Genomic DNA, 25,958 nt, shown 5'->3' on the forward strand with positions numbered 1-25,958 from the left:
CCACAATACGGCATTCATTGGATATTGTCAAATATACGACTATTCATTACTAGCCCAGCGCCACCACCCGCCACAACGGCAGCTCGTCACCCAGCTGCGGCGCCGCCAACAGCCCGTTCTCGACCGCCCCGTCATCGCTCTCCGGTTCGCAGAGGTAAGCGGCGATCGCCGCCAGCGGCTGGTCCATCGGCACGAGCACGGCGCCCGGGAACGCCGCGCGCGATGACCGGCGCCAGCTGACCGCCAGCTCACCCACCGCCGCCGCCTCCAGGATGGCCCGCCCCCCGATCTGGCCGATGCCTTCGACCACCGGTGCCTCGACCTCGTACGCACCCGTCGCCTCCCGCACCGCCAGCCCGTGCAACCGCAGGTGATCGCCCAGCGCGCGCGGCACCAGGTACGCCGCCGGACGTTCCACCACCTTCGTGCCCGTGAACCGCCCCAGGTACGGCAACGTCACCGAGCACGGCGCGCCGTCCAGCGTGCGCGGCGTGCGCGTCAGGATCTCGACGGGCTCGGCGCACCGCTCCAGCGCATAGCGGATGGCGATCCGGTCGCGCGGCGCCCGGCTCAGCGCCACCGTCTGCACCACCTCGTCGCCGTGCGCCGCCACATACCGCAGCGTCTCGAGCATGAACGCGTACGCGGTGCGCACGCGCTCGCTGAACGGGATGTAGCTGTAGCACTCCAGCAGCAGGTCCATGCGGTTTGTCAGTCCACGGTAGTTGCTGCCGAACCGCGGATGATGCGGGTACGTCAGCCACCCCTCCCGCACGGACGTCGCCGGATCGGCCTCGCCACCCGTGTCGAGCACGCGCTCGTCCTCGACGAAGTTGCCGTACCAGCCCGCGTCCAGGCCGTGGTTGGCGCGCAGCGCCGCCGTCACCGGCGGCAGCAGGCGTTCGCGCATGTAGCGGATGGGCTCCTCGCGGCCGCTCTCGACCGTGTGCGGGATGTCGTACGTCATCGAGAAGCGGTGCACCGAGCCGTTGGTGGCGTGGTTGTCGATGGTCAGGTCGGCCGCCCAGGGCTGGCAGACGCGCGTCTGCAACAGGCGCATCTCCGCCGAGGCATAGCGCAGGTAGTCGCGGTTCAGGTTGATCTTGGCGGCGTTCTCGCGCGTGCCCACGCCGCTGTCGGGGCCCAACTGGCCCCTGAGCTTCGGCAGGTGCAGCGCGCGGTTGCCCGGGTCGATGGCGTCGTTGCCGTCGGGGTTGAACAGCGGCACGATCACCAGCGTCACGTTCTCGAGGACCTGCGCCGCGTCCAGGCCCGGCGTTCTGGCGAGCAGGTCGCGCGCCAGCATCAGGCAGCCTTCCTTGCCTTCCACTTCGCCGGGATGGATGCCGCTGACGACCATCACCACCGGCCGGCCCAGGCGGCGCGCTTCCGCGGGCGTCTTCACGCCGGCCGCGGACAGCACCAGCAGCGGCAGTTCGCGCCCGCCGGGGCTGGCGCCGAAGCTCGTGACATGCAGGCGCGGATCGCCCATCGCCGCGAGCCCGGCGATGAACGCCATCACGTCGGCGTGCAGGCTCGTGAATGTGTAGCCGCTCGATTCGGCGCGGGTCAGCGGGGGCATGGGAACCTCATTGGTACGGGTGCTTGAGAAGACAGGAAATTCAACCCGCCCCGCTCGCCGACCTGGGCGCCGATTCGGCCCCTTCGCGGTCGCACGGGTATCTCCTGAGCGGACGGTGCATCAGGTCCCAGCATCATGCTCGCAAGCCATACAGATTTGCCAACTATTCATGGCTGGAAGTCCGGATGGCCAAGCTGCCAGAGCGCGAAGGCGAATGCGTCCGCGAGCCCTTCCGATGGTCCGAACAGGTAGGCGTCGTGGCCGCCATGACGATCGAGGTCCAGGAGAACGGGCCGCGCGCCGCCGTTCGCAGCCTGAAGGCGGGCTGCATACTTGGCGCCTTGCCCGGGCCCGAAGTTGTAGTCCTCCGCGCCGCTGTGCACGAGCACTGCGGGGTACCCGACACCGTCGCGCACACGCTGGTAGGGCGATGCCGCCAGGATCGCCCGCAGCCCCGCAGCTGTCTGGTCCCAGCCGTACTCGCTCAGATTCCGCGCTCCGGTCGGCTGACGGGACATGCCGACAAGGTCGGCGGGGCTGACATCGTGGATCGCGGCGCCGAACAGATCGGGCCGGTCGACGATGGCGTTTCCGACGAGCAGCCCACCGGCACTGATCCCCATCAACGCGATGCCTCCGCGCCGGGTGTATCGCTTCGCGACAAGGTGTTCGGCCGCCGCAATGAAATCCGCCGTGGCGACCGGCCGGCGCTCGCGCCGCGCGGCCTCGTGCCAGGCGCTGCCCAGTCGCCGCCGCCGCGCACATGTGCGAACGCATAAATCCCGCCGTGTTCGACCCAGGCCAGCAACTCGGGCTGGAAGACGGGATCGACGGCGACGCCGGCGGCGCCGTAGCCTTCGAGCAGGAGCGGTGCGCCGCCGTCGAGCGGCGTCCGGAGTGAGCGCACGATCGAGACCGGGATCGCCGCGCCGTCGCCGGTGATCGCGATGGTGCGTTCGGCAACGATATCGGCGAAATCGGCAGCGAGGGGCGGCTCGATACCAGCGGACCGCACGGATCGTGTCGCGGGATCGTAGCGAAAGCTGCGCGGGGGCAGCAGCCACGACTCGACGGTCACACGCACACCCGGAACGTCGGGTCGCGCGCTCAGGGCCAGCGTTCCGGTGACGGGCAGATCGACGGGCGTTGCCACGCGATCCCCATGGGGCAGCCTCTGCAAAAGCATGGATCCGCCAATGCGCTCGCTCAGATAGAGCGCGTCCTTGGCAGCGCGCAGATCCACCAGCACTCCGGAACCTTCGGCAAGTATCGTCTCCCAGGTGCCGGCAGGGTCGGTGAGGTCCAGGCGGACGAGCCGGCCACGCGGTGCCAGATTGGCGCTGAGGGCGTAGGCGGCATCCCCAACCAGGACGAGTCTGTCCAGCTTGTCGGCGGGTGTGGCGATCCGGCGCCACGGCGTGGTCGCACCGCGCAGGCTATCAAGAGGTGTCGCGTACATCGAGACACCGAAGCTTGCCGCCTCCCACACATAGCCGACCAGCCAACGCGAGCCGGACGAGGTGATCACGCGACTCGGCGTGTCCGCCGGCGCCATCGGCACCGTCGCGGACAGCCCGAAGCCGAAGACGGCTTCATCCGCCTCCGCTTCAGTGCCCAGTCGGTGAAAGTGGATCCGGCCACGAAAGAAGCGCTCGCTCGCCGGCGCCCCCGGCACGGTCCGCGCATGAAAGAATCCGGATCCATCGGGATGCCAGGCAATCCGGATACTGCCGCCGCTTGCGAGCAGGATGTCGCCGATGCGGTCCGGCAGCAGACGACCCGAAGCTGTCTCGACGACGAGGATCTCCGGGTCCGCATCGCCGACCCGAGTGAGGCCGACGGCGATGTGGAGCCCGTCGTCGGTGGGAGCACAGGCAACGATGTCGGCGGCTTCTTTCGACTCGTGCGGAGAGGTATCGAAGATCATGCGCTCAGCGGTGTCGCTGCCATCGGCGGCCTCATTCCGGATGGTGATCGACACCCCCTGCGCGCCCTCGCGGACAAGGATGAGCCCCGCCGGAGTGTCGATGGACTGCCGGATGCCTGAGCCCATGGTGCGCAGCATGGCGAGGCGAGCGGCCAGTTCCTCACGCCGGGGAATCGCCGCCAGAGTGGTTCGCGTGTGCGCTTCCTGAAGTGCAAGCCAACTCGCCACAGCGGGATCTTCGGCGTCTTCCAGACGGCGATAGGGATCCGGCACGACGATGCCGAACAGCGTATCGGCGTGTGCACCGGCCGGAAACGCAGGTTGCGAGGCGGCTGTCGCACCCGCAGCGGCGAGACTGAGCAAAGCGAGCAGAACGGCAGGACAGCGCATTCTCAACTCCCGGGTCGTGTTACGGCGCGTGCAGATCGCCATGAAGCGCGTGCCTTGGCGGAATGATCAAGGTGCCTCGAGTAGCCACGTCCTCTCGGGACCGGACGGTTGCGTCGGCGCGCCCGGCGGCTGCCTCTTGAATAAACATATCATTATGATATGATATATGGGGAGGGAGATTACTGAACCGGGTGCAAGCCACCCAAGGGGGAATCCATGCCTACAAACCCTGCTTCGACCCACTGCGGACGCCGCCGTCCGGGCCGCGCGTACGTCCTGGCCGCGGCGACGCTCCTCGGCCTCGGGCTCGGCAACACCTCGGCGTCCCGAGCACAGGGCCTCGTGCAGTCCCTGACGGCTCCCGGGGCGCGGCTGATGCTGGTCGGCGACATGGACCTGGACGGGACGAACGAGATCGTCACGCTGCGCGATGACACCTACCCGGCGACGGTCCATGTGTTCCGGCGCTACAACGACTTCTGGCTGGACAGCGAGTCCTACGAGTTGCCGAACCTGGACCGGGAGGGGATGCCCATCCAGCTCGTGCCCAGCCTGGGGCCGGCGGGCGGGCGGCTCAGCATCCTGTACGTGACCTACGGCAGCGATCCCTTCGCGCCCTGGGGCCTCAGTGTGCTGCGCAACCTGGGCCCCGGACCGCTCGTCGATGCCAGCATCGTCGGCGGGCTCGACCGCCGGCCCAGGCTGCCGGCCTCGATCTCGACCATCGGCGCCAGCCCATCCGGCCCCGGTTGGACGCTCATCGCCGCCGCCCAGGGCGGCTCGGCGACCAGCGGCATCTACACGTTCCAGGGCCTCCAGGCGTGGCCGGCGGACTTCGAGCTCGCGCCGGGTTTCTTCCCGCTGCAGATGATCACCGCCAACTTCTCGAACGACGGGTTTCCCGATCAGGTGCAGATGGGCACGATCCCGACCGGTCCTTCCAGCAACCAGCTGGCGGGCCAGGTGCGCTACGGGCAGTTCGGCGGCGGCTTCGGCCCCTGGACCCTCATCGGCGGCGTGGCGGATAACGAACAGCCGCTGCGGGCGCTGGACTGGGGCGGCGATGGGCTGCCCGACCTGCTGACGAGCGGGCACTACTACGGCAACAGCGTCCTGACCCTCCACCCCAACACCGGGACGGGGCTGGGCCTGGAATTGGGACCGATCTCCAACTTCCTGCGCGACGACCTGCGCGCCATCCCCTGCGACCTCGACGGCGACGGCGTGCTCGAGGTGGTGTCGCTGTCGTACCTGCTCGGGCCGTCGACCGAAGTTTCCGAAGTGCTCGACACGGGCATCACCGTGTGGCGGCAGAACTTTCCTCCTTACGTGGAAGAGGAGAACCTCTACCTGGTGGGGCCGGCCACGCCTGCGCCGAACGCGCGGTTCGATCTCGCCGTGGACCAGCTGGACGGCGACCTCAACCTCGACGTCGCCTTCCTGGCGGAAGGCGTGATCACCATCTATCCCGGTCTCGGCGACCGGACCTTCAACGTCACCGGCGCGCCGGCGCCCCGGAGCGCGCGGATACCGCTGGGAAGCGATCCGGCGCGCGTGCTCGAGGTGGGCGAGCTCACGCTCACCAACGGCCGCCCCGAGCTGCTGGTCGGGTTCGAGAGCGCCACCGCCTCGCTGCGGGCGTTCACCTCCACCCTTGGCCTGAATTTCACCGAGATCGGCAGCGCCGATGCCGGTCCGGCCATCACCCACCTCGCGGCCGACCCGTTGCTCGGCGGCGTGGCCGTGGGGCGCGGCGCGGAGGCGCCGGCCTGGGTGCCGTGGGACAGCGGCGTGCCCGGCTTCGGCGCCGCCTTCGAACTGGCCCCGCTCGACAGCGCCGGCGGGCAAGGGGAGATGCGCGGGCTCGCGATCTCCGACGTCAGCAACGACGGGTTCGGCGACCTCGTCTGCCTGACCCCGGGGCTTCTCGGCGACCGTCTCGAGTTCTACCTGTCCGACGGCGCCGGCGGGTTCCGCAGCCCGGTCGCCGACAACCTCTACCCGTGGTTCACCGGCGTCGTCGGCCTGCAGTTCGGCAACTTCACCGGCGCCCCCTACCGGGAATTGCTGACGCTGAACACCGATGCGGCCGGTGTCCAGCACCTGGCTGAAATCTCCGCGTCCGGCTACAGCTACAACGCCGAATCGGCCGGACTGGGCATCGCGCCGCGGATCGACTCGCCGCACCCGTTCGCGGTCGCGAAGTTCCGCGGGCCGCAGGGGCCGTACGACATCGTGACCACCGATGAGACCGGCTTCGGCGCACGCATGCTGCAGATGGCGGCGGTCATTTCACCCTACTTCACGGACGGCCCGGTCTACCCGACCGCCGGCATGCCCGTGGCCTTCGCGGCCGGCGACCTGGACGGCGATGGGCGACAGGACTTCGCGGTGGCCTGCCGCGATCCGGACGCCGTGACCGTCTATCGCAGCGACGGCAGCGGCGGCTTCGCGCGGCAGGACATCGTCCTGGGTCCCGGCAGCGAGATGCAGGACGTCCGCATCGCCGACTTCGACGGCGACGGCCAGGCCGACCTGGTGTTCCTCATGAGCAACGGGTTGATCGTGCCGGCGAGCGGTGATGTCGCGAAGGACGGCGTGGCGAAGGACGGCGGCGCGGTGGCGTCGTCGGCGATGTACGTCTTCAGCTTCCCGGCGGTCTATGCCTCCGGTGTGCCCGACACACGTCCCGACCTGCCGGCGACGGCGCGAGCCGAGCTGCTGCCAAATAGCCCGAATCCGTTCAACCCGCTCACCGAGATCGCCTTCCGGCTGTCCCGCGACGCGCACGCCGTCTTGCGCGTGTTCGACACGCGCGGCCGTCTGGTGACGACGCTGGTCGACGGCGACATCGCGGCCGGCGAACACAGCGTACGGTTCGACGGGCGCGGGCTGGCCAGCGGCATGTATCTGGGCCGGCTCGAGGCCGACGGCGTCGTGCAGACGCGCAAGATGATGCTGGTGAGATAAGGGCGCGGACGGACCAGGACGAAAAGCAGGCGTGGCGGCCGCGATGGCCGCCACGCCCTTTCTTGTGCTCAAGCTTGTGGACGGGTTCGTGGCCGGGGACGGTGCGCGTCAGCCGCGCGGCACGCTCGCCTGGTCGGCCTGCTCCACCGCCCGCGGCGCGGCTTGCACCTGCACTTGCACCTGCACCTCGAGCCACTTGTCCTGATCGCGTCTCTCCGGGCCGTTGTAATGCAGGGCGCGGATGTCGCCGACGCTCTCCCACCCGGGGTTGGCGGCCAACCACTCGTGCAACTGCGCCATCCCTTCCCGGACGCGCTCAAGCGAATAGCCGCCCTGCATGCCGAGCGACAGGTAGGTGGCCTGCTCGGTATCCACGACCACGACCTTCGCGTCCTCGGCATCGGCGCCCACCGGGCCCAGTTCGGGGGAACGATAGAGGAACGACATCGTCATCGCCTTGAGCGGCGCGGGTTCGGCCGCGACCGGCAACGGCTCACCGCCGACCGACAACCCCCGATAGTCCATCTCCACCGGCGATGTCATGGCGATCTCGCGGCGCTGGATGTGGTTGAACAGCGGGAAGAAGGCCATGTTCATGGCGAGGCCGGCGTTGCCGACCTTCGAGGTGACCTCCGCGCGCCGCAACGACGGATAGGTCTTCAACTCGATGGCGCCCGGCGGAGTCGGTGCCGGGTATCCCACCGGCAGGGGCGTGGTGATGGCCGCCGAGCCGCTCACCCAGTCGTCACCGATGCGCCGGGAAACGACCTCCGTGTCGCCACCCAGGCGTATCGTTTGGCCCGGGGCGGGAACCGCCGTCGCGGAACGGGAGGGAGCGGGCGTCGAGACCAGCACCGCCAGCGCGGCGGCGGGCAGGAACTTCAGGCGTTCGTTCATCCGTGACCTTCCTCAATGGCTGATGGGGTCAGCATGTCGCTGTCTCGACTGTCGATCCGACAGATGACAGTATCGCACAGGGAGCGAGATCTGTCAATTGTTTGTATAGAATTTTTCTAGACATTATTGATACACTAACGAGTGGTGCCGGCGGGCACTTGTGCCGGCGCAACTGTGGCGGCTCCGATCGGGAAGGGCGGCCCGGCGGATCAGTCGAAATGGCGCAGGTCTTTCCACAGGGCAGACGGTGCAACCTTCAAGCCGCGGCAGTAGATGATGCCAAGTCCCTTTTCGTCCGGGGGTCCCAGGTCGGCACCAGCCAGGGCGCCGAGGGAGCGCGTTTCGCTGTACATCTGCCCCAGCCACGCCGCGTCGTAGCCGATGAAGACCAGAGGATCGAGGGCCGGCGACGACTCCCAGAAGGCATAGGCGTTGTGTCCGCTGAGGGCAGGCGCCATCCCGAGCGCGGCGCCGTAGACATCGATGGCTCCAGCCACGCCGTAGTTCGGTGCCAGGATGCGCAGGCCGGCGCTCTCGGCCGGCGTCAGCGCCTTGCACGCGTCCGCGATCTGGCCGGCGATTTCCTGCCAGCCGAACATGTTCGCCCAGTCGTCGTTCGGCAGCCGATCCATGATGGCGCCGAGATGACGGGCGGGAATGATCGGCAGGGATAGAGGCGTCATCACGACGTGCGACGCCAGCAGTCCTGCGGCCACCCGGCCCCAGACGCGCGACCGCTGCCGGGCCAGCAGCCGTTCCACGAGCACGGCACCCCCGGCAAAGAGCATGGGGTAGGTTGGACCCGCGTAGTACGGCTTGCCGCCGGTGACCAGGAAGATCGCCCACGCGACGGCGATGGCGATACCCAGCGAACGCCAGCGCCGCCCCGCCCGGCTGCCCAGCAGGAAGGCGAATCCCGCCAGCAGCAACGCGGTGCCCGCGATGGGCCCCGACATGCCGATCTGCGACCGCAGGAATCCCGACGAGCTGAGTTCGTCGTCGGCCCGGTTGTTGGCGAGGAATTCGAGCAGCGGTCGGCCGTGGTCAAGTTGCCACCGCACGATGGGCACGGCACATCCGGCGGCAATCGCGGCACCGAGCCAGATCCACCGGCCGCCCAGCAGGCGACGGTCGCGGGTCAGCACCAGTCCCGCCAGCAGCCCGGCACCCCAGACGAGAATCGTCAGCTTCGCCCAAAGGCCCAGCCCCAACAGCAGCGCGAACACGACCAGCAGCCGTGGCGATGCGCCGTTGATGACCGCGACCAGGACCGCGGCGCTGGCTACCCAGAACAGCTGGTCGAGCGCGACGGTCTGCATCAGCGAGCCGGACATCAGGTACACCGGTGCCAGCCCGACCGCCAGGGCCGCCAGCAGTTGGGCCCGGCGGCCGCCACCGAAGCGGGATGCCAGCCAGCCAGCGAGCAGCACGATCGTGGCGCCGGCGAGGGCGGGCCACAACCGCAGGCCCCAGGGCGAGAGCCCGAACAGGTGCTCGCTCACGGCGCTCAGCCACGGTGTCAGCGGCGGTTGATCCGGGTAGCCCCAGGCCGGGTGCCGCCCGCAGACCAGATAATAGAGTTCGTCGCGGTGGAACGGGTAGTTGCCGGCCGTTGCCATGTGGGCCAGGAACTTCATGCCGGCCAGCAACGCGACCGCACGGGACAGCGGTTCGGGCCGGCCGACGGCATCGGGCTTCAAGGCGCTGGCGACGTTGGACATCGGGCCGGGATCCGTTCGGTGCCGCATGGTAGTCGGATATCGTGAGCGGTCCCCGACGTGAGTTCCGCGAAAATGTTGCAGCGGGGGCGGTTCACTTCACGTCAGACCCTATGGAGTGACCGGCCCCCTTGTCGTATCGTCGCCACCGTCGTTCAGGTGGTAGGCGATGGCGGCCGGGTGGCAAGCACCGCAGTCGCGGGTTAGCGCCGAGGCGCCAGAGCCGCATGCGACGAAGGGAGCCGGCAATGAGCAGTATAACCTACGTCGGGCTGGATGTGCACAAGAGGACGATCGCCGTGGCGATGCTCTGCCCCACGACCGGTGAAGTGAACCAGTGGGAGGTCACGCACGAGCCGACCGCGTTGCGCCGGTTCATCCGCAAGCTCAAGGCGTACGCCCCGTTGCGCTGCGTCTACGAGGCCGGGCCGACCGGCTATGGCCTGCAGCGGCAGCTCCAGGCAGCCGGGATCGAGTGCATGATCGCCGCCCCGTCGCTGATCCCGGTCCGCCACGGCGACCGGATCAAGACCGACCATCGGGACGCCCGCAAGCTGGCCGAGTTGCACAGCGCCGGGCTACTGACGGCCGTTCACCCGCCGACCGAGGACGAGGAAGCGGTCCGGGACCTGTGTCGCTGTCGCGAGGACGCGCAGTTGGACCTGGTGCGGGCCCGGCACCGGCTGGGCAAGTTCCTGCTGCGTCGCAGCCTGAGCTTCCACGCCGGGTACCTGTGGTCCCAGCAGCACCGGTACTGGCTCCACGGGTTGAAGTTCGAGCGACCGGCCGACCAGATCGTATTCCAGGATTACCTGCTGGCGCTCGAGCAGCAAGAGGCACGGGTCGCCGCACTGGACGAGCAACTGGCCACTGCGGCGGAACAGGAGCCGTACCGCACGCCGGTCGCCCATCTGCGCTGCTTCCGGGGTATCGATACAGTCACCGCACTGTGCCTGACCGCGGAGTTGCACGACGTGCGGAGGTTCACCACGGCACCTTCCCTGATGGCCTACCTCGGGCTGGTGCCGTGCGAGTACAGCAGCGGCGACCATCGACGACGAGGTGGCATCACCAAGACGGGCAACCGGCACCTGCGCCGCCTGCTGATCGAGACCGCCTGGCACTATCGGCACAAGCCCACCGTGGGCGTTAAGCTGGCCAAGCGCCGACGCGGTCAACCGGCGGCGGTGATCGCCAGGGCTGACCGCGCACAACAGCGCTTGTGCCGGCAGTACAGACTGATGACGGGCAAGGGCAAGCACCACAACACCATCGTCGTGGCCATCGCACGCATGTTGATCGGGTACGTGTGGGAGACGCTGCGCGAGGCACAGCCCAGCGAGGCCTGAACACGATCGAACCGGCAGCCGGAGACGACGGATGAGAGCAGGCACGATCCAGAGAACCCGCGTTACCGTTGTGCGACTGGACTCCAACGTCCAGACTCACGATTTCAGAGTGCGGTACCTCACGACGGAGCACGGTCATGCGGCACGGCACCGGTGCGCCGGCGCAACCCGCGTATATCAGAGTGACTCGTCGTCGAAGCGTCCTGCCTCATCCGCCTTCTCTGGCTGCCGGAATCGCCAACCCGAAAGAGAAAGGCCGCCTCCCCGGAAGAAGACGGCCTTGACAAGGGTCACTCCATATCAGCGGTACAGGCCCTTGATCGCGCCGAAGCTGAGCGATTCCGCTGCCACCGGGCAGGTCGGGCTGTTCCAGCCAGCCACCGGGATGCTCACATGTCCGGACGACACGCCGCAGCAGCGGACCGTCCCGTCGACGCTCCAGACAACGGGGCCCGGGCAGGTTCCGTACGGGGGCACCGGCGGCCGGATGTAGAAGGCCAGATGCCCCGCCGCCTGCAGCATGACCTGGAACGTGGCCAACACGATGTGGCCGCTGGCCACCGGGTACGGGGACTCTCCGCCGACCAGGAAACCATCGAGCGCGGCATCGATGTCCAGCCGCCCGCCCAGGTCCGTCGAGAGCACGAAATGCGGCGCCCCCACCATGGAGACGCGGCAGGCGAAGCCGCCGGTCGGCGCCGACGGGTTGGCCAGCAGCAGGTAGGCGGGCTGGATAATGAACGGGTTCAGGGCGGCACAGTTGGTGTTGCCGGCCGTGTCGAAGTAGATCCCCATCGAGTCACGGTCCGGGTCCAGTCCGGCGAACGCGGCCGGGCCGGCCAGCGCGGCCAGCACGATCGGCAGGAACAGGCGCAGGCATCGCTTCATGGGATCGACCTCCCGGGTTTTTCATGCGTATCGCTCGTCACGTCGCGGCGATCCGCGCCCCGGCTACGCGCAGCGGGCGGGAACGCGGTCGATGGGATCTCCCGCCACAACTGTCCCACATCCAACAAGGCAAAGTCAACCGGACCGACCAGCATCTCCGGACGGCGCGGTCAGATGGGCGAACGGCAGCGTGCCGCGGCGCGGCGACGTTTGCAACCCGCCGGCGCCGGGGGTCGTATTCATGGTTGGCCCTGTCGCATGGACGGCGCGTATCAGTCGCTGGATGATTCCGTTCCCGCAGCAGTCCCGGAGGATTTCGTGAAATACCTGCGCCTGGCTCTGGTCATCGCCGTACTCGTGGCCGGCTTGGGTTGGGGCCTGGCGAAACTGGACGGGCCCGCCCCACATTCCGGGAACCCTGCGGCGCTGGCCCTCTGCGATGACGGCACCAGGGATCTGAACGCGCTGCGCCTGCAGGACGCCGTACGGAAGCTGGGGCAGTGCCTGGAGATGGATCCATCGCTGGCCGAGGCGGCGATCGCGCGCACCATGGCCTTCTATCGCCTCGGTGAGCGCCGGAATATGAAGGTGGAACTGGCGCGCGCCGACAGCCTGGTCCAGGCGATCCGGGACGACGACCGCCGCATGGTGGCCCAACTCCGGATGGGCGCTTTCCGCCGCAGCCGCTTCTTCACCGACCGTGATTCGCTGCTGGCGCGCCTGCGGAAAGAACAGCCGAAGAACATTCACGTCCTGGTGGCCGTGGCAGCCCAGGCCATGCGCGTCGACGACCAGGACGCGGCCGAACAGGCCTGGCTGGACATACTCGACATCGATCCGAACTACGCCATCAGCTACAACATGCTCGGCTACATGGAACTCGGTCGCGGCCGCTTCGACGAGGCCATTGACCACATGCAGAAGTATGCGTTCCTGTCGCCCGGGCTGGCGAATGCGCGCGACTCGCTGGGCGAAATCCTGATGGTGATGGGCCGCTACGAGGAGGCGGAAGCCGAATTCCTGGCTTCGGTCTCCATGCAGCCCGACTTCTACCAGTCGCTGATCAATCTGGGCGGAAGCTACCTCGTGCGCGGGCAGATCGCGCGCGGTATGGACATCCTGGAAAAGGTGCGCACACAGGTCGCCGGTTCCGACCTGGAGATGCTGGTGGACCTCATGATCATCCGCACCTTCCGCGAACTCGGTCTGGTGGAAGAAACGGAGCGCGCAACGGCCAGCTACATCAGTCGCTATCCCGACGACAAGCTCAGCGTGCGGATGCGCTGTTTCCGGCTTGCCGAGCAGGGGCAGGCGGACCGGGGCCGGGCCGTCGTCGACTCCTCTCTGGCGGTCTGGCGCGAGGACGGAGACGATCAGGATGCCGGGGAAGCCGTCGAGGTCATCGGCAGAGACGACTTCCAGTTCGAGGCCCGCGTTGCCGACGCCCGGGGCGATGTCCAGGCCGGAGCCGGCGCCTGGCGGCGCGCCATCGAGGCGCTGGCCGCCAAGCCTTATCACGAACGATGGTATCTGCACCGACGACTGGCGGCCGACCTGCTGGCCGGCGGTGACGCGGCATCGGCGCTCGTGGAGTTGGATCGCATGCTCGCGGTCAATCCGCGGCTGGTCGCGGCGCTGGTCCTGAAGGTGGAGTGCCATCTGGAACTTCAGCAGGGCACTGCCGCGCGGGCCGCCCTGGAGCGACTGAAGTGGTGCCTCGGCGGATCGGATCCGGAATTTCCGGCGCGCAGGGAAGTGGACCGGCTCGAGGCGCGGATGTCCGCCCTGGCTGGAGGCTGACCGCGCTACACTTACGGAAGGAAGCCGACAGCCTTGGGCGCGGTCCGGCGTGACCGAATGCGGAAGATGGCAGACATGGCGCCGTCCGGTGTCAAAGTATACTACGACGGCCTCTGCCAACTGTGCTCACGCGAGGTGGAGCATTACCGGCGGGAGTCGGGCGCCGAGGGCCTCGATCCGATCCGCGTCCATCGCGCCATGCATGTCAGGAAGTCCGACGGGACGCTGGCGGTCGGATCTTCGCCGCCGCCAGGCCCTGGCTCCCCAAGCGCAAGCGGCCATGCGGGCCGAGCACTTGATGCGCGTCAGACGTGCCTGATCCACGATTTCGCAATGGCCTTCAGGGCCGGGAGATTGGCCTTGAGCTGGGCGCCGCTACCGAGCGTGGCCATCGCGCGATCCTTGCCGAGCCATTTCAGCAGGCCTTTCGTGTCGGGGATGGCGTTGGCCGGCGCCTCCTTCCCCGGCTTGGCGCCGAGATGCATGATCAGCTGGACGGTGTCCTTTGAGCGCAGGTTCACGGTCGCGAACCACTCGGTGGTCCGGAACGACAGCGCGTTCCACTTCACGCCGTCGCTGATGGACTTGTCGGCGGAGAGGATCGTCTTGCGGACGGCTTCGAAATCGGCCTTCAGCGGGTGCTCAAGGGCGGCGAGGAAGTCGTTTGCTGAGGGCTCGGGCCGCTTTGCCTTTGCAATGACCTTCGCGGGATCCTTCGCAGGCTTCGGCGCGGACTTCTTCGCCGGCGCCTTGGGCGCGACCGTCTTCGTCTTCGTCACTTTGTGGACCTCCCGGTCCCTGTTGCAGGTCGTCCGCGCGCCACACTCTTGCGGCTAGTAGAAAGAACCACCATATCCCCCGATCCACAGCCGCTCCACGCCCCGTGATTGTCCCATGGAGCCGCCAGCCCGTCAATCCGCCGGCATCGCCGCGTGTCCGGGCGGCCAGTTGTCGGCTGTCTTTCGACGCCTGATGTCGGGAGCAAGACGCCATTGATTCCCGCATCGCAATATTAATCGAGCCATGGTACGGTTCCGGTGCCATCGGGCGCGCGCCTCGCCGAACTCGCTGGCGGAAGGGAGTCCCCCGCCGCTGCGCCGCCCGCCGATCCCGAAGAAAGGCGACACCATGAAGTCCGTGTTGGCGATCCTCGTCGCATGTTCCCTGGCTGGAGTGTCTCTGGCCGACTCACCGATCTTCTTTTCGGAATACATCGAAGGCTCGAGCAACAACAAAGCCGTGGAGATCTACAACAACACCAATCAGCCGATCGATCTGAGTCAGGTCGTGGTGGAGCGCTACAATAACGGCAGCACGACGCTATCCTACACTGCGACCCTCTCCGGCACGCTGGCCGCCGGCGACGTCTGGGTCATCGCCAACGCCGCCTCGGTGCAGGCCATCCTCGACGTCGCCGACGACGTCGTGCACAGCGAGTTCACCTTCTATAACGGCGACGACGTCCTCCTGTTGTACTGGGACGGCATTCTCCAGGATTCGATAGGCCGGCTTGGCGAGGACCCGGGCATCGAATGGGGTACCGGTACCGCCACGACGCTGAATCACACTCTCGTGCGCAAGGCGAGCGATTGCACCGGCGACATCGACTCCAGTGACGTCTACGATCCCGCCGTGAATTACGATGGCTTTGCCCTCGACACGTTCACGGATCTGGGGACGCACACGAACAACTGCACCATCGTGGCCGCCGAATCGTCGACATGGGGTGCGGTCAAGGGTTTGTTCCGCTGATCCGGAACGGCCGGCGCGACGCCTCCGCGAAGCCGACACCGGTCGCGCGACAGGATGAGTCCGTGGATAGTAAGCTCCCCCTCCCTTGGCGGGAGGGGGAGCTTACGGCATGACGGCGCGATCCGGGACCTCGATATCGACTTCTTTGCCATCCTGAGTCGGCTGTTGCGTCACCGTACGACTGCAACCCGCGCTGTTGCTGCGAATGTCCCTGATTCTATGCGGAGAAAATAGATTCCTGCTGCAACTTCGCGGTTGTTCGCATCCCGTCCGTCCCAGACGAGATCATGCGTGTCCCCAGCTGGAACTTCTGTTTCAAGCACTCGCACGCGCCGGCCGGCAATGTCATGCACGATTGCGGTGTAAGCGCTGCTGCGCAAGCCGCCGAAGCGAACAGTAACACGGTGTGGGGCTGGATTCGGAAACACCGCAACAACGCTCTCGATTTCGGATGGCGCAATCTCCACAGCACTCGGCTGGGAGCTGCACTGCGTCGGCGCCACGAAGAAGCCGGCTTGGTTATGCGTCGCGTATACAAGATCACCCGCTGCCACAACCGACAGCACCTGGCCATCAAATTCAACTGGGGTGGGGTCCATCCCGCCCACAACATGCGCGTTCACCGGTGTGGAAATGTCGACAACATGCAAACCATATCGCCCGTCTGCGACGTATGCGTAATCACCGGCGATCGCAATGTCCGATGCACCGCCGGGCGTATCGACGCTGCAGACAATGAGGGGTGCATATGGGTTGCTGATGTCGGCGACGTGGAATCCTGAGCCTCCTTCCATGATGTAAGCATGAGTGCCATCAATCTCAACATTGTACGCAAAATTGGTCGCAAAATACGGCAATACGATCTGGCTGACATATTGAGGCATCAGTGGATTGGAAATGTCAATCACCCACACGCCGAAGCCCTGGCACGCCACGTACACAAAAGAACCGGACACCGCCACATGGCCCGCGTTTACCGACACGCCAACGCTTGCCACGATTGCCGGAATCTCCGGATTTGCCACATCGACCACATGAAGGCTCCCACCCCAGTCCGCGAGGTAGGCATAGTGGCCCGAAACGACCACTGCTCTTGCGTCACCCGGCGAATCGACCAGGCCCGCGGGCTCCGGGGCTTCCGGGTGCGTGACATCGACCACTTGAAGCCCAAGCCCATTGGCGACATAGGCGTAATTGCCCGCAACGGCAACACCCTTGGCCGATCCCGGGAATGCGACACTTCCAATGACGACTGGAGCCTCGGGAAGTGCGATGTCGACGACTGCCAGCCCGCGATTGTTTCCCAATGTTACGTAGGCGTAGCTACCCGCGGTCGCGATTCTGGACCCCGTGTTCGGGAGCGAAGTGGTGCCGAGGGGTACAACTCGATCGGGGTTTGAGATGTCGATGACATGCACACCGTGGTTCCAGTCGGCAACGTAGGCGTACCCATCGCCCAGAGCGAGATCATATACATAGCCCTCCAGGTCGAACGCGCCGACTGCAATCGGGTCCGTCGGATCTTCGATGTTGACAATCTGAAGACTGGAAGAGTAATCAGCCACATAGGCAAGGTCCCCCATGACAGCCACGCCGCGTGCGCCGCTGGGGGGTATCAATACTGCCAACAACACTGGGGTTGGATGGGTCGCCGACATCGACCACTTGTAGTCCGTCCAGACCTGCAGTTACATATGCATAACCGCCAACGACAGCTACGTTATTTCCAGCACCTGGAGTGCTGACCGCACCAACAGCATGGGGGGCGTAGGCATTCGAGATATCAACTACATGGAGATCCATCGCCGTTGCGGCACCTCCCGAAGTGGCGACGTAGGCGTAAGAGCCCGATACTGCAACGCCTCCGTTGCAATACGGAAGGCTCACGCCGCGCACGATCCAAGGTTGTTGCGGATTGGAAACATCGATCACCAACAGCCCAGCAACATTGTCTGTCACATAGGCATATTCGCCAGCAACCGCGATTCCGTAAGTCCACCCTCCGGTGGCCTCCACGCTTCCGACAATGTGCGGACTCGTTGGGTCGGAGATGTCTATCACCTGAAGGCCGGATGAGTAATCAGCGACGTATGCGTAGTCTCCCGAGACGGCAATGCTTCGCGCGTCCCCTGGCGTGTCGACACTGCCCACTATGTACGACTTCTCGGGATTCGTGATGTCGACCACCAGGACACCCGACGAACTGTTGGCCACGTACGCGTGCGTGCCCGTAACGGCGACATCATAGGCCGGGGCGTCCACCGAAACATTGCAAGCCCAGTGCAGGTAGTCAGCGTAGTTCACGCATTCAGCGGCTGCCCTGCCAGAAAAGAACAAGCATCCCAACAAGACGGGCACGATCATGCGCGATAGCAGATCAAATTGCCTGGATCTGGGAAATCCCAGGATTGAAGGACTCTTAGCTGTCATGTGCCCGTGGGCACTATCCAACAGAGTCTGCGGTTCCATATGTTTCTCCCCCGGGTTGCGACTACGGCAACACGTTTGCAGTCAGGCCATATGACCGTTCACCCAACCAAACCCATCCTCACCGTCTCCGCTTCTACCTGTAGCTCCAGCCGCGCCAGGCAATTGCCCGAGCCGACCTCCGTACCAACCGCGGGCCCGGCCATCTCAGCCGGCCGGGTAGCTGCCGGAGGCACTATGGCTGCAATAATACCACACCACCACCCGGGCGCGGTCCAGAGATGCGGCTGCCCCTCGCCCGGGACCTGACGCAGGACCGAAAACGACAGCACACAATCGTTCCGCCTGCCGGAACGATGCTGCGGCATCCTGGCGGATCGCAGGAAAAACCGCCATGTCCCCGGCCCGGAGCCGCTCCACGTCCCGTGATTGATCCACGGAGCCGCCAGCCCGTCAATCCGCCGGGTCGGCTCGCCGAGGTGAGCGAGGATCCCCGCCCGCCCGTCGGTCTCGTCGAGCACGAGCGGACAGGCTCAATCTTCGATGGTCGGCGGTACGTACGGTGCAATGAAACGCACCCACCACAGATTCCGTAACTGCTGCACACGCTCCCACGGACCCCGCACTGCGAGCCCCCGCATTGGAGGGAACCCACCCCGGTATTCGAGACCGAGGTCCGCGATATCACGTAAGCGCATCGCATGCTCATGTTCCGATCCGAAGTAGTAAATATCGTAACCAGACTGGGAGGCGTTCCACGTCGACAGGTGCTTCATCGCGGGAGTGAATTCCTCAACTCTCCCGCAGTAGCCCATCCGGCTGACGCGACTAAGCGCCGCCACCGGAGCGCGCAATACGAACACATTCCGCTGCACCATCGCGAGGACGCGAACGCCACCCTGAAAGAGATCGGCCATTTCCGCAATTGACAAGCCCCGGTTTGTAACAAGGATCGCCACAAATCGAGAAGTATCGTCGGCTGCTTTCTCCAACAACAGGCGCTCCGGATAAGAACGGCCGCGCATGTTCAAGTCGACGCCAATGATCCCGATCCCGACTCGCAGCAGGCCGCTCGCCGTGTCGCCAAGGCTGGCCCCCAATCCATCCGTCTGTATCTCATTGATGTCGAGCCCCAGCGCGATGGCATCTCTCTTCATGCGATCGCCTGCCTCAACAAGATCCTGCGAATCGTGATACGACATGTCGCCCAGTATCTTGGCCACGCTCGCCGTCGCGAGTGCGTCGCCCGCCGGGAGACAAGTCATAACGATCATGACCCCGACAATCCTTCGCGGAATGGTCGCCGCGGTCATCGTGCCGCCAGGCCCAGGTACACGAGCCCGGCCACGCCCACGACCGTCACCACGACGCCGATGAAGCGCGCGAGCCAGACTGATTGCAGCACGCCGAGGCGGCGGACCGTCTCGGGCGTGCAGTGGGGAAAGAGCAGCAACCCCGCGCCGAGGACCAACAAGCCGAGCACGATCACGCCATCGGACCTGGCCATGCCGCCGCCAACGACCAACAGGCCGGCCAGGATGCTCCCGAGCAGCGTCCACCGCGAGTTCTGGCCGTCTTCACGAGGTAGGCGTGCATGAGTTCAGCGTGATCGGCACAGGTGCGGATGGGCGCGTGCGTGGGCACGAGGATGCCGTTGTATTCGCACCGGTGGGGCATGGCGTACAGATCGTAGCGCTCCTGCCCACACCACAGGCACCGGCCGCGTCGGCCACCGTCCTCAGCGTGTTCCATTCCCTGCCACTCCCCGTTGGCGTTCGATGATCCCAAGATAGCGGCTCCCGGCCAGGCGGCGGCCGGACTCGATCGTCATTCGCACCATCCCCGCCCGGTCCCCACCCCAGGAGCCTGCGATGTATTGCCGCGCCAGCGCATCCAGTTCCCGGCTCACCGCTTCGCGCACCGCCGCAGTCAGCGCCGCACACCGCAGGTGCGTCGCGGGCGCACGCTCCGACTTGCGCCGGCGCAAGGCGCTACCTGAACAGTGCCTTCACCGCCCCGAAGGCAGCCGATTCGACAGCCACCGGCGGGTTGAGGTGCGTACCGATCGCGAACTGGGGCAGGCTGAACAGGGGTTGGGTCCCGTACGCGCCGACATGGACCGAGCTGGCACCGTTCCGGTAAGTGAACGCCAACCGGTTGGGCACCAAGGCGGGCGAGCTCGGCTCCAGACGAAGTAGATGCTGATGGGGGTGTACAGCGGAGGCTGGAAGATCTCAGAACTGGTGGCCGATGCCGTGGTGTAGATGCCGATGGAATTCGGTGAATGGACGATTGTCTGGCTTGCGGCAGGCACGGCCACCAGCAGCAGCGCCATCAGGAGGATCAGCAGTCGCGACATGGATGGCAGCTTTCGTTCCGAAGTGTGGCACGCCGGGATCTGCGTCCGGACGCGCGGGCGATTCCCCTGATGGCCGGGACCGTCCCCCGGGGCCCGGGTGGATCGAGGATGCCGGGCATTCTCCATGATTCTACCACAACGACAGAGGCTATTGGAAACAAGCCACCAGGCGATGACGCGCGTCGGCGTCGCCCCGACTAGGGCCGGGAGCGCAGCCGCTTCGCGGCATAGGGCAGGTTTGCCCACGGTCGCTCGAAGACGGACGACATCTGCCACCCGAGCAGGCACCGCGAACAGTCCAGACGAAACATCCGTCGTGCACCGGGTGCCGTGCGCTCAGGTGCCAGAATGGCATTGAGCGGATCGCGCAGCACATTGCCAAGCGCTCCGTACTCGAAGCATGGCCCGTAGACGTCCCCGTTGGAGACGATCCGCGTCTCGGCATAGCCGAGCAGGCAATGGCGGAACGGATACTCCTGCTTCGTCAGGAATGTGCGGGCATCGGCGGCCACTGACCGTGTGGTCATGCCGCTTTGGAGCATCGCGTCCAGCACGGCTTCGGTTTGCCGCGCATCGGGCCACAGCGCGGTCAGGTTTTCCTGGATGTCAGGAGCCGCGGAATACGGCAGCACCCGGCTGGGGAGAACGATGTCATAGTCGTATCCCATTTCCCGGCACCAAGCGAGCAATGGACCTATATCACCGGCCAGGTGCTTCGTAACCACGCTGGCGATCTTGATCCGTTTGCCTTTCAGGCGGCCCAGCCCACGGCGGACGGTTTCGAAGTCGATGCCACGCAGCAGCTCATTCGTCTTGCCGAAGCCGTCGAGGGAAACACTGACGTTGGTCAGGCAGGAGTCATTGATCTGGTCCGCGTATCGATCCAGCAGCAGCCCGTTGGTACCCAGGATGACCTTCGAGAAGCGGCCCGTGGGAATGTGCGCGAGAACTTCAAAAAGATCCTCGCGCAGGAGGGGTTCGCCCCCGATCCAGCGAATGTACTCGAAGTCGAGGCCGGCGATCTCATCCACAAGCGCCTTGGCGCGCGCCGTGGAAATCGGCTCTTCCTTGCGGACCTGCCAGTAGTTGCAGGTTCGGCAGCGCGCCTGGCAGTTTTCCGTCAGGTCGATCGACACCAGGAGCGGGCGAGGTGAAGGAGGCAAAAAGGCTTCGCGGTGGGTGACGGCGGCCAGCACCATCCTGGCCTTGTACGTCAGCGAAGCGGCTCGTGTGCGCATGGCAATCATGACCTCCGGCAGGTGACCAGCGCACCTTACCACACACGCAGTCCAAGGTCGATTCACCGCTCCTGCATCAACCGTGACGGCGCCGTGAGACTTGCGCCGGCGCAAGCCAGTCCAGTGCCTCAGCCCGCCGTCGGCGGCACAACCCCGCGCTCGCCGCGCGAGACAACCACCGCCGCGGCCAGGTCGCCCGTCACGTTGAGCGTGGTGCGGCACATGTCCAGGAAGCGGTCCACGCCCAGGATGAGCCCGATGCCCTCCACCGGCACGCCGATGGTCCCGAGGATCATCGCGATGACCGGCAGCGAACCGGCCGGCACGCCGGCCGTGCCGATGCCGCCCAGGATGCAGATCACCATCACCACGAACTGCTGCCCCAGCGACAGGTCGATGCCGTAGAACTGCGCCAGGAACAGCGCTGTGACGCCCTCGAACAGGGCGGTGCCGTTCTGGTTGGCGGTGGCGCCGATCGTCAGCACGAAGCGGCTGATGTGGGAGGGCAGCTTGAGGTTCTCTTCGGCCACCTTCAGGGCCGTCGGCAGTGTCGCGTTGCTGGACGAGGTGGAGAACGCGGTGATCATCGCCTCCTGCACGGCGCCGAAGAAGAACCGCGGGCTCATGCCGCCCAGCGTGCGCACGACCACCGAGTAGACCACGAACTGGTGCAGGCACAGCGCCAGCACCACCACGCCCACGTAGCGCGCCAGCTGGCCCAGCACCTCGTAGCCCAGCTGCGCCGTCAATGTGAACAAGAGTGCCGCCACGCCCAGCGGCGACAGCGCGATGACCATGCCGATCAGGCGCATGGTCACGTCGTACAGTCCTTCGAGTGCGCGCTCGAACTGCCGCGCCGCCTCGGTGCGCGTGACGGCCAGGCCGATGCCGAGCATCAGCGCGAAGAACATCACCGCCAGCATGTCGCCCTCGGCCATCGCCGAGACCGGGTTGCGCGGCACGATCTGCACGAGCAGGTCCACGCCCGACTTCGGCGCGACACCGCCCGTGATGGCCGCCGCGCGCTGCCCCGCCCCTCGACCAGCCGCGCCCGCGTGGCTTCCGACATGCCGTCGCCCGGCCGCAGCAGGTTGGTCAGCCCCAGGCCCAGCAGCACGGCGATGGTCGACACCACCACGGTGTAGGCCAGCGTCCGCATGCCGATGCGCCCCACACGCCGCAGGTCGCCCAGCCCGGCGATGCCGAGCGCCAGTGCCGGCAGCACCAGCGGGATCACGAGCATGAACAGCAGGCGGATGTAGACCTGCCCCACCGGCTGGGCCACATAGCGGATGAAGGTGGCCAGGCCCGGGTCGTCGCGCAGCAGCACGTGGGAAGCCAGGCCGCCACCGGCGCCGACCAGGCCGCCGACCAGCATGCGGGTGTGCAGGGGAATGGCGCGCAGGGGTTTCATGCCGTCACCGGGGCCCGGGCACGGAAAGAGGCGATGGCATGGCCCGCTCCTGCAGTTGGCGCGTGGGAGTCCGAACGGAGGCTGGATGCTAGCTTGGGCGCGGGAAGAGTGTCAACGTGGGAGTCGGCCACGCGGGGCCCGGCAACGGAGAGGTCCTGCCTCAGGCCGTCACGATCACGCGGCAACGGTATCCAGGGCCACGCGGATCATGCTCTCGAAGCTGGTCCGCCGCTCATCCGACGTCAGGTGCTCGTGCCGCCGGATGTGGTCGGAGACGGTGGCGATCGTGAGGGCCTGCACGCCTTCCTCGGCGGCGACGCCGTAGAGGCCGGCGGCCTCCATCTCGACGCCGAGGATGCCGTACTTCTCCATCACGTCGAACATTTCCGTCTCGGGCGAGTAGAAGAGGTCCGACGAGAACACGTTGCCCACGCGCACGGGCACGCCGGCAGCGCGGGCAGCGGCCACGGCCCGTTCGACCAGGCCGAAGTCGGCCAGCGCCGCGAAGTCGTGGCCGCGGAACCGCACGCGGTTGACCTTCGAGTCGGTCGAGGCGCCCAGGGCGATGATCACGTCGCCCAGCTTCACGTCGGCCGCCAGCGCGCCGCAGCTGCCGACGCGGACCAGGGTCTTCACGCCGTAGCTCTGGATCAGCTCGGTCGCGTAGATCGAGATGGACGGAATGCCCATGCCGTGCGCCATCACCGAGACGGGCCGGCCCTTGTAAGTGCCGGTGTAGCCCCAGACGTTGCGCACGTCGGTGACGCGGCGGGCGTCCTGCAGGAAGGTGACGGCAATGTGCTCGGCGCGTTGCGGGTCGCCGGGCATGAGGACGGCCTCGGCGAAGTCGCCCGGCCTGGCGTTGATGTGTGGTGTTGGCATGGCGATAAGGTAGCGTGGAAGCGCCCCGGTGCGCAATCGCAATGCGCGCCGGCTCGCAGCGTGGCCTCCTTATTTGACTGTTTGCGTCATTTTTTTTGGTTCTGTCGAGAGAGACCGGAATCATCGGCACCCCGGCAAGCCGAAACTGGAAAAGCCGCGCCGCCGGGTCGATGGTAGGCTGGCACGGATAATCGGTCCCCGGCGGAGAACCCGAGAGGCCCCATGCTCCACATCTACGTCGATGGCGATGCCTGCCCGGTCAAGAGCGAGGTCTACAAGGTGGCCGAACGCTACGGCCTGCCGGTGACGCTGGTCGCCAACAGCTATATGCGCGTGCCCACGGCGGCCTGGCTCAAGCTGGTCGTGGTGGAGCAGGGACCGGACGAGGCCGACGACTGGATCGTCGAACATGCGGAGAAGGACGACATCGTCGTCACCGGCGACATCCCGCTGGCGGCGCGATGCCTGGACAAGGAGGCGCGCGTGCTGGGCCACACCGGGCGGCCGTTCACGCCCGAGAACGTGGGCGACTCGCTGGCCACGCGCCAGCTGCTCAAGCAACTGCGCGAGCAGGGTATCATGATGGGCGGTCCCCCGCCGTTCGCGCCGAGGGACCGCTCACTGTTCCTGCAGCAGCTCGACCAGATGATCCAGGCCATCCGCCGCGGCAGCTGACCCCGCCCGGCCCGGGCTAGGCCTTCGGCGCCGCCGCCTTCACGCTGTCGCTCGCAAAGGCCGAATAGGCCGTGAAATTCTCGCCGAACAGCTTGGCCACCTGCTTCGCCTGCGCGTCATACGCGGCCTTGTCGGGCCAGGTGTCGCGCGGGCGCAGCACTTCGTTGGGCACGTCGGGGCACGAGCGCGGGACCATGACACCGAACACCGGGTCGGGATCGTACCCCGCCTTGTCGAGCGCCCCGCTGAAGGCGGCGCGGATCATGGCCCGCGTGTGCTTGATGCTGATACGGTGCCCGGTGCCGTACGGGCCGCCGGTCCAGCCGGTGTTGATCAGCCAGCAGGCCGACTTGTGCTCGGCGAGCTTCTTGCCCAGCAGTTCCGCGTACACGGTCGGGTTCAGCGCCATGAACGGGGCGCCGAAGCAGGCGCTGAACGTGGCGGCGGGCTCGGTCACGCCGCGCTCGGTGCCGGCGATGCGGGCGGTGTAGCCGCTCAGGAAGTGGTACATCGCCTGGTCGGGGCTCAGCTTCGACACGGGCGGCATCACGCCGAAGGCGTCGGCCGTCAGCATGACGACGTTGCGGGGATGCCCCCCGCGGCCGCTCTTCACGACGTTCGGCAGGTGCGTGAGCGGGTAGCTGGCGCGCGTGTTCTCGGCCAGCGTGGCGTCGGCCAGGTCGCAATGGCGGGTCTTCATGTCCATCGCCACGTTCTCGAGGATGGTCCCGAAGCGGCGCGTGGTCTCGAAGATCTCGGGTTCGGCGTGTTCGTCCAGGCGGATGACCTTGGCGTAGCAGCCGCCTTCCAGGTTGAAGACGCCGTTGTCGGACCAGCCGTGTTCGTCGTCGCCGATCAGGGCGCGATCCGGTTCGCTCGACAGCGTCGTCTTGCCGGTGCCCGAGAGCCCGAAGAACAGCGCCACGTCGCCGTCGCGCCCCTGGTTGGCCGAGCAGTGCATGCTCAGGACGCCGCGCTGCGGCAGCAGGTAGTTCATCACCGTGAATATCGACTTCTTGATCTCGCCGGCGTAGCTGGTGCCGCCGATGATGACGGTCTTGCGGTCGAAGTCGACCAGCACGAAGGCCTCGCTGTTGGTGTGGTCGATCTCGGGAATGGCGTGGAAGTTCGGGCAGTGCAGGACCGTGAAGTCGGCCTGCCAGGTGTCGAGGACCGCCTGGTCGAACTCGCGGATGAACATGTTGCGCACGAAAACGTTGTGCCAGGCCGTCTCGGTCACCACGCGCACGCGGATGCGGAATTCGGGATCGGCGCCGCTGTAGGCGTCCTGCACGAAGACGGTGCGACCCTGCAGGTATGCCTGCAGCCGCCGCAGCAGCCCGTCGAACTGCGCGGGCTCGTACGGCTTGTTGTGCTTCCCCCACCAGACCTTCGCTTCACTGCCCGCCGACTTCACCACGAACTTGTCGTTGGCCGACCGCCCCGTGTACTGGCCGGTGCGCGTCACCAGCGGCCCCAGGTGCGACAAGTGCCCCTCGCGGCGGCGCACGGCTTCCTCGACCAGGGCCGGCGTGGCCAGGTTGTGGTACACGCTCTCGAGGTTCGTCAGCTTGAGATAGCTCAGGTCCAGCATGGTGACTCCCTGGTGGATGGCGAAGATCCGGCGGCGATTCGTGCCTGACACATATAGCGCCAATGAGCCGCCATGTCGATACGCGTCGATGACCGC

At 66.5% G+C, this 25,958-nt stretch carries 19 protein-coding genes and 1 pseudogene; 5 read left to right on the plus strand and 15 right to left on the minus strand.

Annotated elements, in window-relative coordinates; genetic code table 11:
• Positions 1 to 49: 49 nt before the first annotated feature.
• From IPG61_16225 to IPG61_16235, 3 genes are all read right to left on the minus strand, one after another.
• Positions 50 to 1,582, minus strand: coding sequence for a M14 family metallopeptidase (locus IPG61_16225; protein ID MBK6735587.1), 1,533 nt, complete (start codon positions 1,580 to 1,582; stop codon positions 50 to 52).
• A 167-nt stretch (positions 1,583 to 1,749) separates the two neighbouring features.
• On the minus strand, positions 1,750 to 2,208 hold the full coding sequence (locus IPG61_16230; protein MBK6735588.1) for a S9 family peptidase: 459 nt from the start codon (positions 2,206 to 2,208) through the stop codon (positions 1,750 to 1,752).
• Positions 2,205 to 3,941: a hypothetical protein gene (locus tag IPG61_16235; GenBank protein MBK6735589.1), complete on the minus strand. Its 1,737-nt coding sequence runs from the start codon at positions 3,939 to 3,941 to the stop codon at positions 2,205 to 2,207. Before IPG61_16235 ends, IPG61_16230 begins: the two co-directional genes overlap by 4 nt.
• A 174-nt stretch (positions 3,942 to 4,115) precedes the next feature.
• Between IPG61_16235 and IPG61_16240 the strand changes: the two genes are divergently transcribed.
• The gene (locus IPG61_16240) at positions 4,116 to 6,869 is read left to right on the plus strand and encodes a T9SS type A sorting domain-containing protein (GenBank protein ID MBK6735590.1); all 2,754 of its coding nucleotides are present in this window, start codon (positions 4,116 to 4,118) and stop codon (positions 6,867 to 6,869) included.
• A 108-nt stretch (positions 6,870 to 6,977) separates the two neighbouring features.
• Here the strand turns inward: IPG61_16240 and IPG61_16245 are convergent, their stop codons facing one another.
• Positions 6,978 to 7,766 (minus strand): heme-binding protein, encoded by a 789-nt coding sequence (locus tag IPG61_16245; GenBank protein ID MBK6735591.1) that lies wholly within the window; start codon positions 7,764 to 7,766, stop codon positions 6,978 to 6,980.
• A gap of 209 nt (positions 7,767 to 7,975) precedes the next feature.
• Positions 7,976 to 9,487, minus strand: a complete 1,512-nt coding sequence (locus tag IPG61_16250; protein MBK6735592.1) for a glycosyltransferase family 39 protein — start codon at positions 9,485 to 9,487, stop codon at positions 7,976 to 7,978.
• A gap of 245 nt (positions 9,488 to 9,732) precedes the next feature.
• Between IPG61_16250 and IPG61_16255 the strand changes: the two genes are divergently transcribed.
• Positions 9,733 to 10,833, plus strand: a complete 1,101-nt coding sequence (locus IPG61_16255; protein MBK6735593.1) for an IS110 family transposase — start codon at positions 9,733 to 9,735, stop codon at positions 10,831 to 10,833.
• A gap of 300 nt (positions 10,834 to 11,133) precedes the next feature.
• Here the strand turns inward: IPG61_16255 and IPG61_16260 are convergent, their stop codons facing one another.
• Positions 11,134 to 11,721 (minus strand): hypothetical protein, encoded by a 588-nt coding sequence (locus tag IPG61_16260; protein MBK6735594.1) that lies wholly within the window; start codon positions 11,719 to 11,721, stop codon positions 11,134 to 11,136.
• Positions 11,722 to 12,039: 318 nt separating this feature from the next.
• Between IPG61_16260 and IPG61_16265 the strand changes: the two genes are divergently transcribed.
• Positions 12,040 to 13,521 (plus strand): tetratricopeptide repeat protein, encoded by a 1,482-nt coding sequence (locus tag IPG61_16265; protein ID MBK6735595.1) that lies wholly within the window; start codon positions 12,040 to 12,042, stop codon positions 13,519 to 13,521.
• Between the two features lie 305 nt (positions 13,522 to 13,826).
• Here IPG61_16265 and IPG61_16270 read toward each other — a convergent pair whose 3' ends face one another.
• Positions 13,827 to 14,300: a DUF1801 domain-containing protein gene (locus IPG61_16270; GenBank protein ID MBK6735596.1), complete on the minus strand. Its 474-nt coding sequence runs from the start codon at positions 14,298 to 14,300 to the stop codon at positions 13,827 to 13,829.
• A gap of 349 nt (positions 14,301 to 14,649) precedes the next feature.
• Between IPG61_16270 and IPG61_16275 the strand changes: the two genes are divergently transcribed.
• Positions 14,650 to 15,273: a lamin tail domain-containing protein gene (locus IPG61_16275; GenBank protein ID MBK6735597.1), complete on the plus strand. Its 624-nt coding sequence runs from the start codon at positions 14,650 to 14,652 to the stop codon at positions 15,271 to 15,273.
• Positions 15,274 to 15,443: 170 nt separating this feature from the next.
• On the opposite strand, the gene IPG61_16280 is transcribed toward IPG61_16275, so the two are convergent.
• The 7 genes and pseudogenes from IPG61_16280 to deoD form a co-directional block, all read right to left on the minus strand.
• A complete protein-coding gene (locus tag IPG61_16280) occupies positions 15,444 to 16,856 on the minus strand; it encodes a T9SS type A sorting domain-containing protein (protein ID MBK6735598.1) in 1,413 nt (470 codons plus the stop codon).
• Complete coding sequence (locus tag IPG61_16285) at positions 16,831 to 17,577, minus strand: hypothetical protein (GenBank protein MBK6735599.1); 747 nt, start codon at positions 17,575 to 17,577, stop codon at positions 16,831 to 16,833. Before IPG61_16285 ends, IPG61_16280 begins: the two co-directional genes overlap by 26 nt.
• Before the next feature lie 656 nt (positions 17,578 to 18,233).
• The gene (locus IPG61_16290) at positions 18,234 to 18,923 is read right to left on the minus strand and encodes a hypothetical protein (protein ID MBK6735600.1); all 690 of its coding nucleotides are present in this window, start codon (positions 18,921 to 18,923) and stop codon (positions 18,234 to 18,236) included.
• An 86-nt stretch (positions 18,924 to 19,009) separates the two neighbouring features.
• Entirely contained in the window at positions 19,010 to 19,207 is a 198-nt protein-coding gene (locus IPG61_16295; protein ID MBK6735601.1) for a hypothetical protein, read from the minus strand.
• A 1,049-nt stretch (positions 19,208 to 20,256) separates the two neighbouring features.
• Positions 20,257 to 21,297 carry a radical SAM protein gene (locus tag IPG61_16300; protein ID MBK6735602.1) on the minus strand — a complete coding sequence of 347 codons (1,041 nt, stop codon included), beginning with the start codon at positions 21,295 to 21,297 and terminating at the stop codon, positions 20,257 to 20,259.
• Positions 21,298 to 21,425: 128 nt separating this feature from the next.
• A pseudogene (locus tag IPG61_16305) lies at positions 21,426 to 22,675 on the minus strand (dicarboxylate/amino acid:cation symporter).
• A 210-nt stretch (positions 22,676 to 22,885) separates the two neighbouring features.
• Positions 22,886 to 23,593, minus strand: coding sequence for a purine-nucleoside phosphorylase (gene deoD / locus IPG61_16310; protein ID MBK6735603.1), 708 nt, complete (start codon positions 23,591 to 23,593; stop codon positions 22,886 to 22,888).
• 222 nt (positions 23,594 to 23,815) lie between these two features.
• Here deoD and IPG61_16315 point away from each other — a divergent pair, with 222 nt between their 5' ends.
• Complete coding sequence (locus IPG61_16315; protein MBK6735604.1) at positions 23,816 to 24,268, plus strand: YaiI/YqxD family protein; 453 nt, start codon at positions 23,816 to 23,818, stop codon at positions 24,266 to 24,268.
• Positions 24,269 to 24,284: 16 nt separating this feature from the next.
• Here the strand turns inward: IPG61_16315 and pckA are convergent, their stop codons facing one another.
• A complete protein-coding gene (gene pckA, locus IPG61_16320; protein ID MBK6735605.1) occupies positions 24,285 to 25,862 on the minus strand; it encodes a phosphoenolpyruvate carboxykinase (ATP) in 1,578 nt (525 codons plus the stop codon).
• Positions 25,863 to 25,958: the final 96 nt, after the last annotated feature.

This window comes from bacterium (assembly GCA_016703265.1).
In the GTDB taxonomy this organism is placed as follows: domain Bacteria; phylum Krumholzibacteriota; class Krumholzibacteriia; order LZORAL124-64-63; family LZORAL124-64-63; genus CAINDZ01.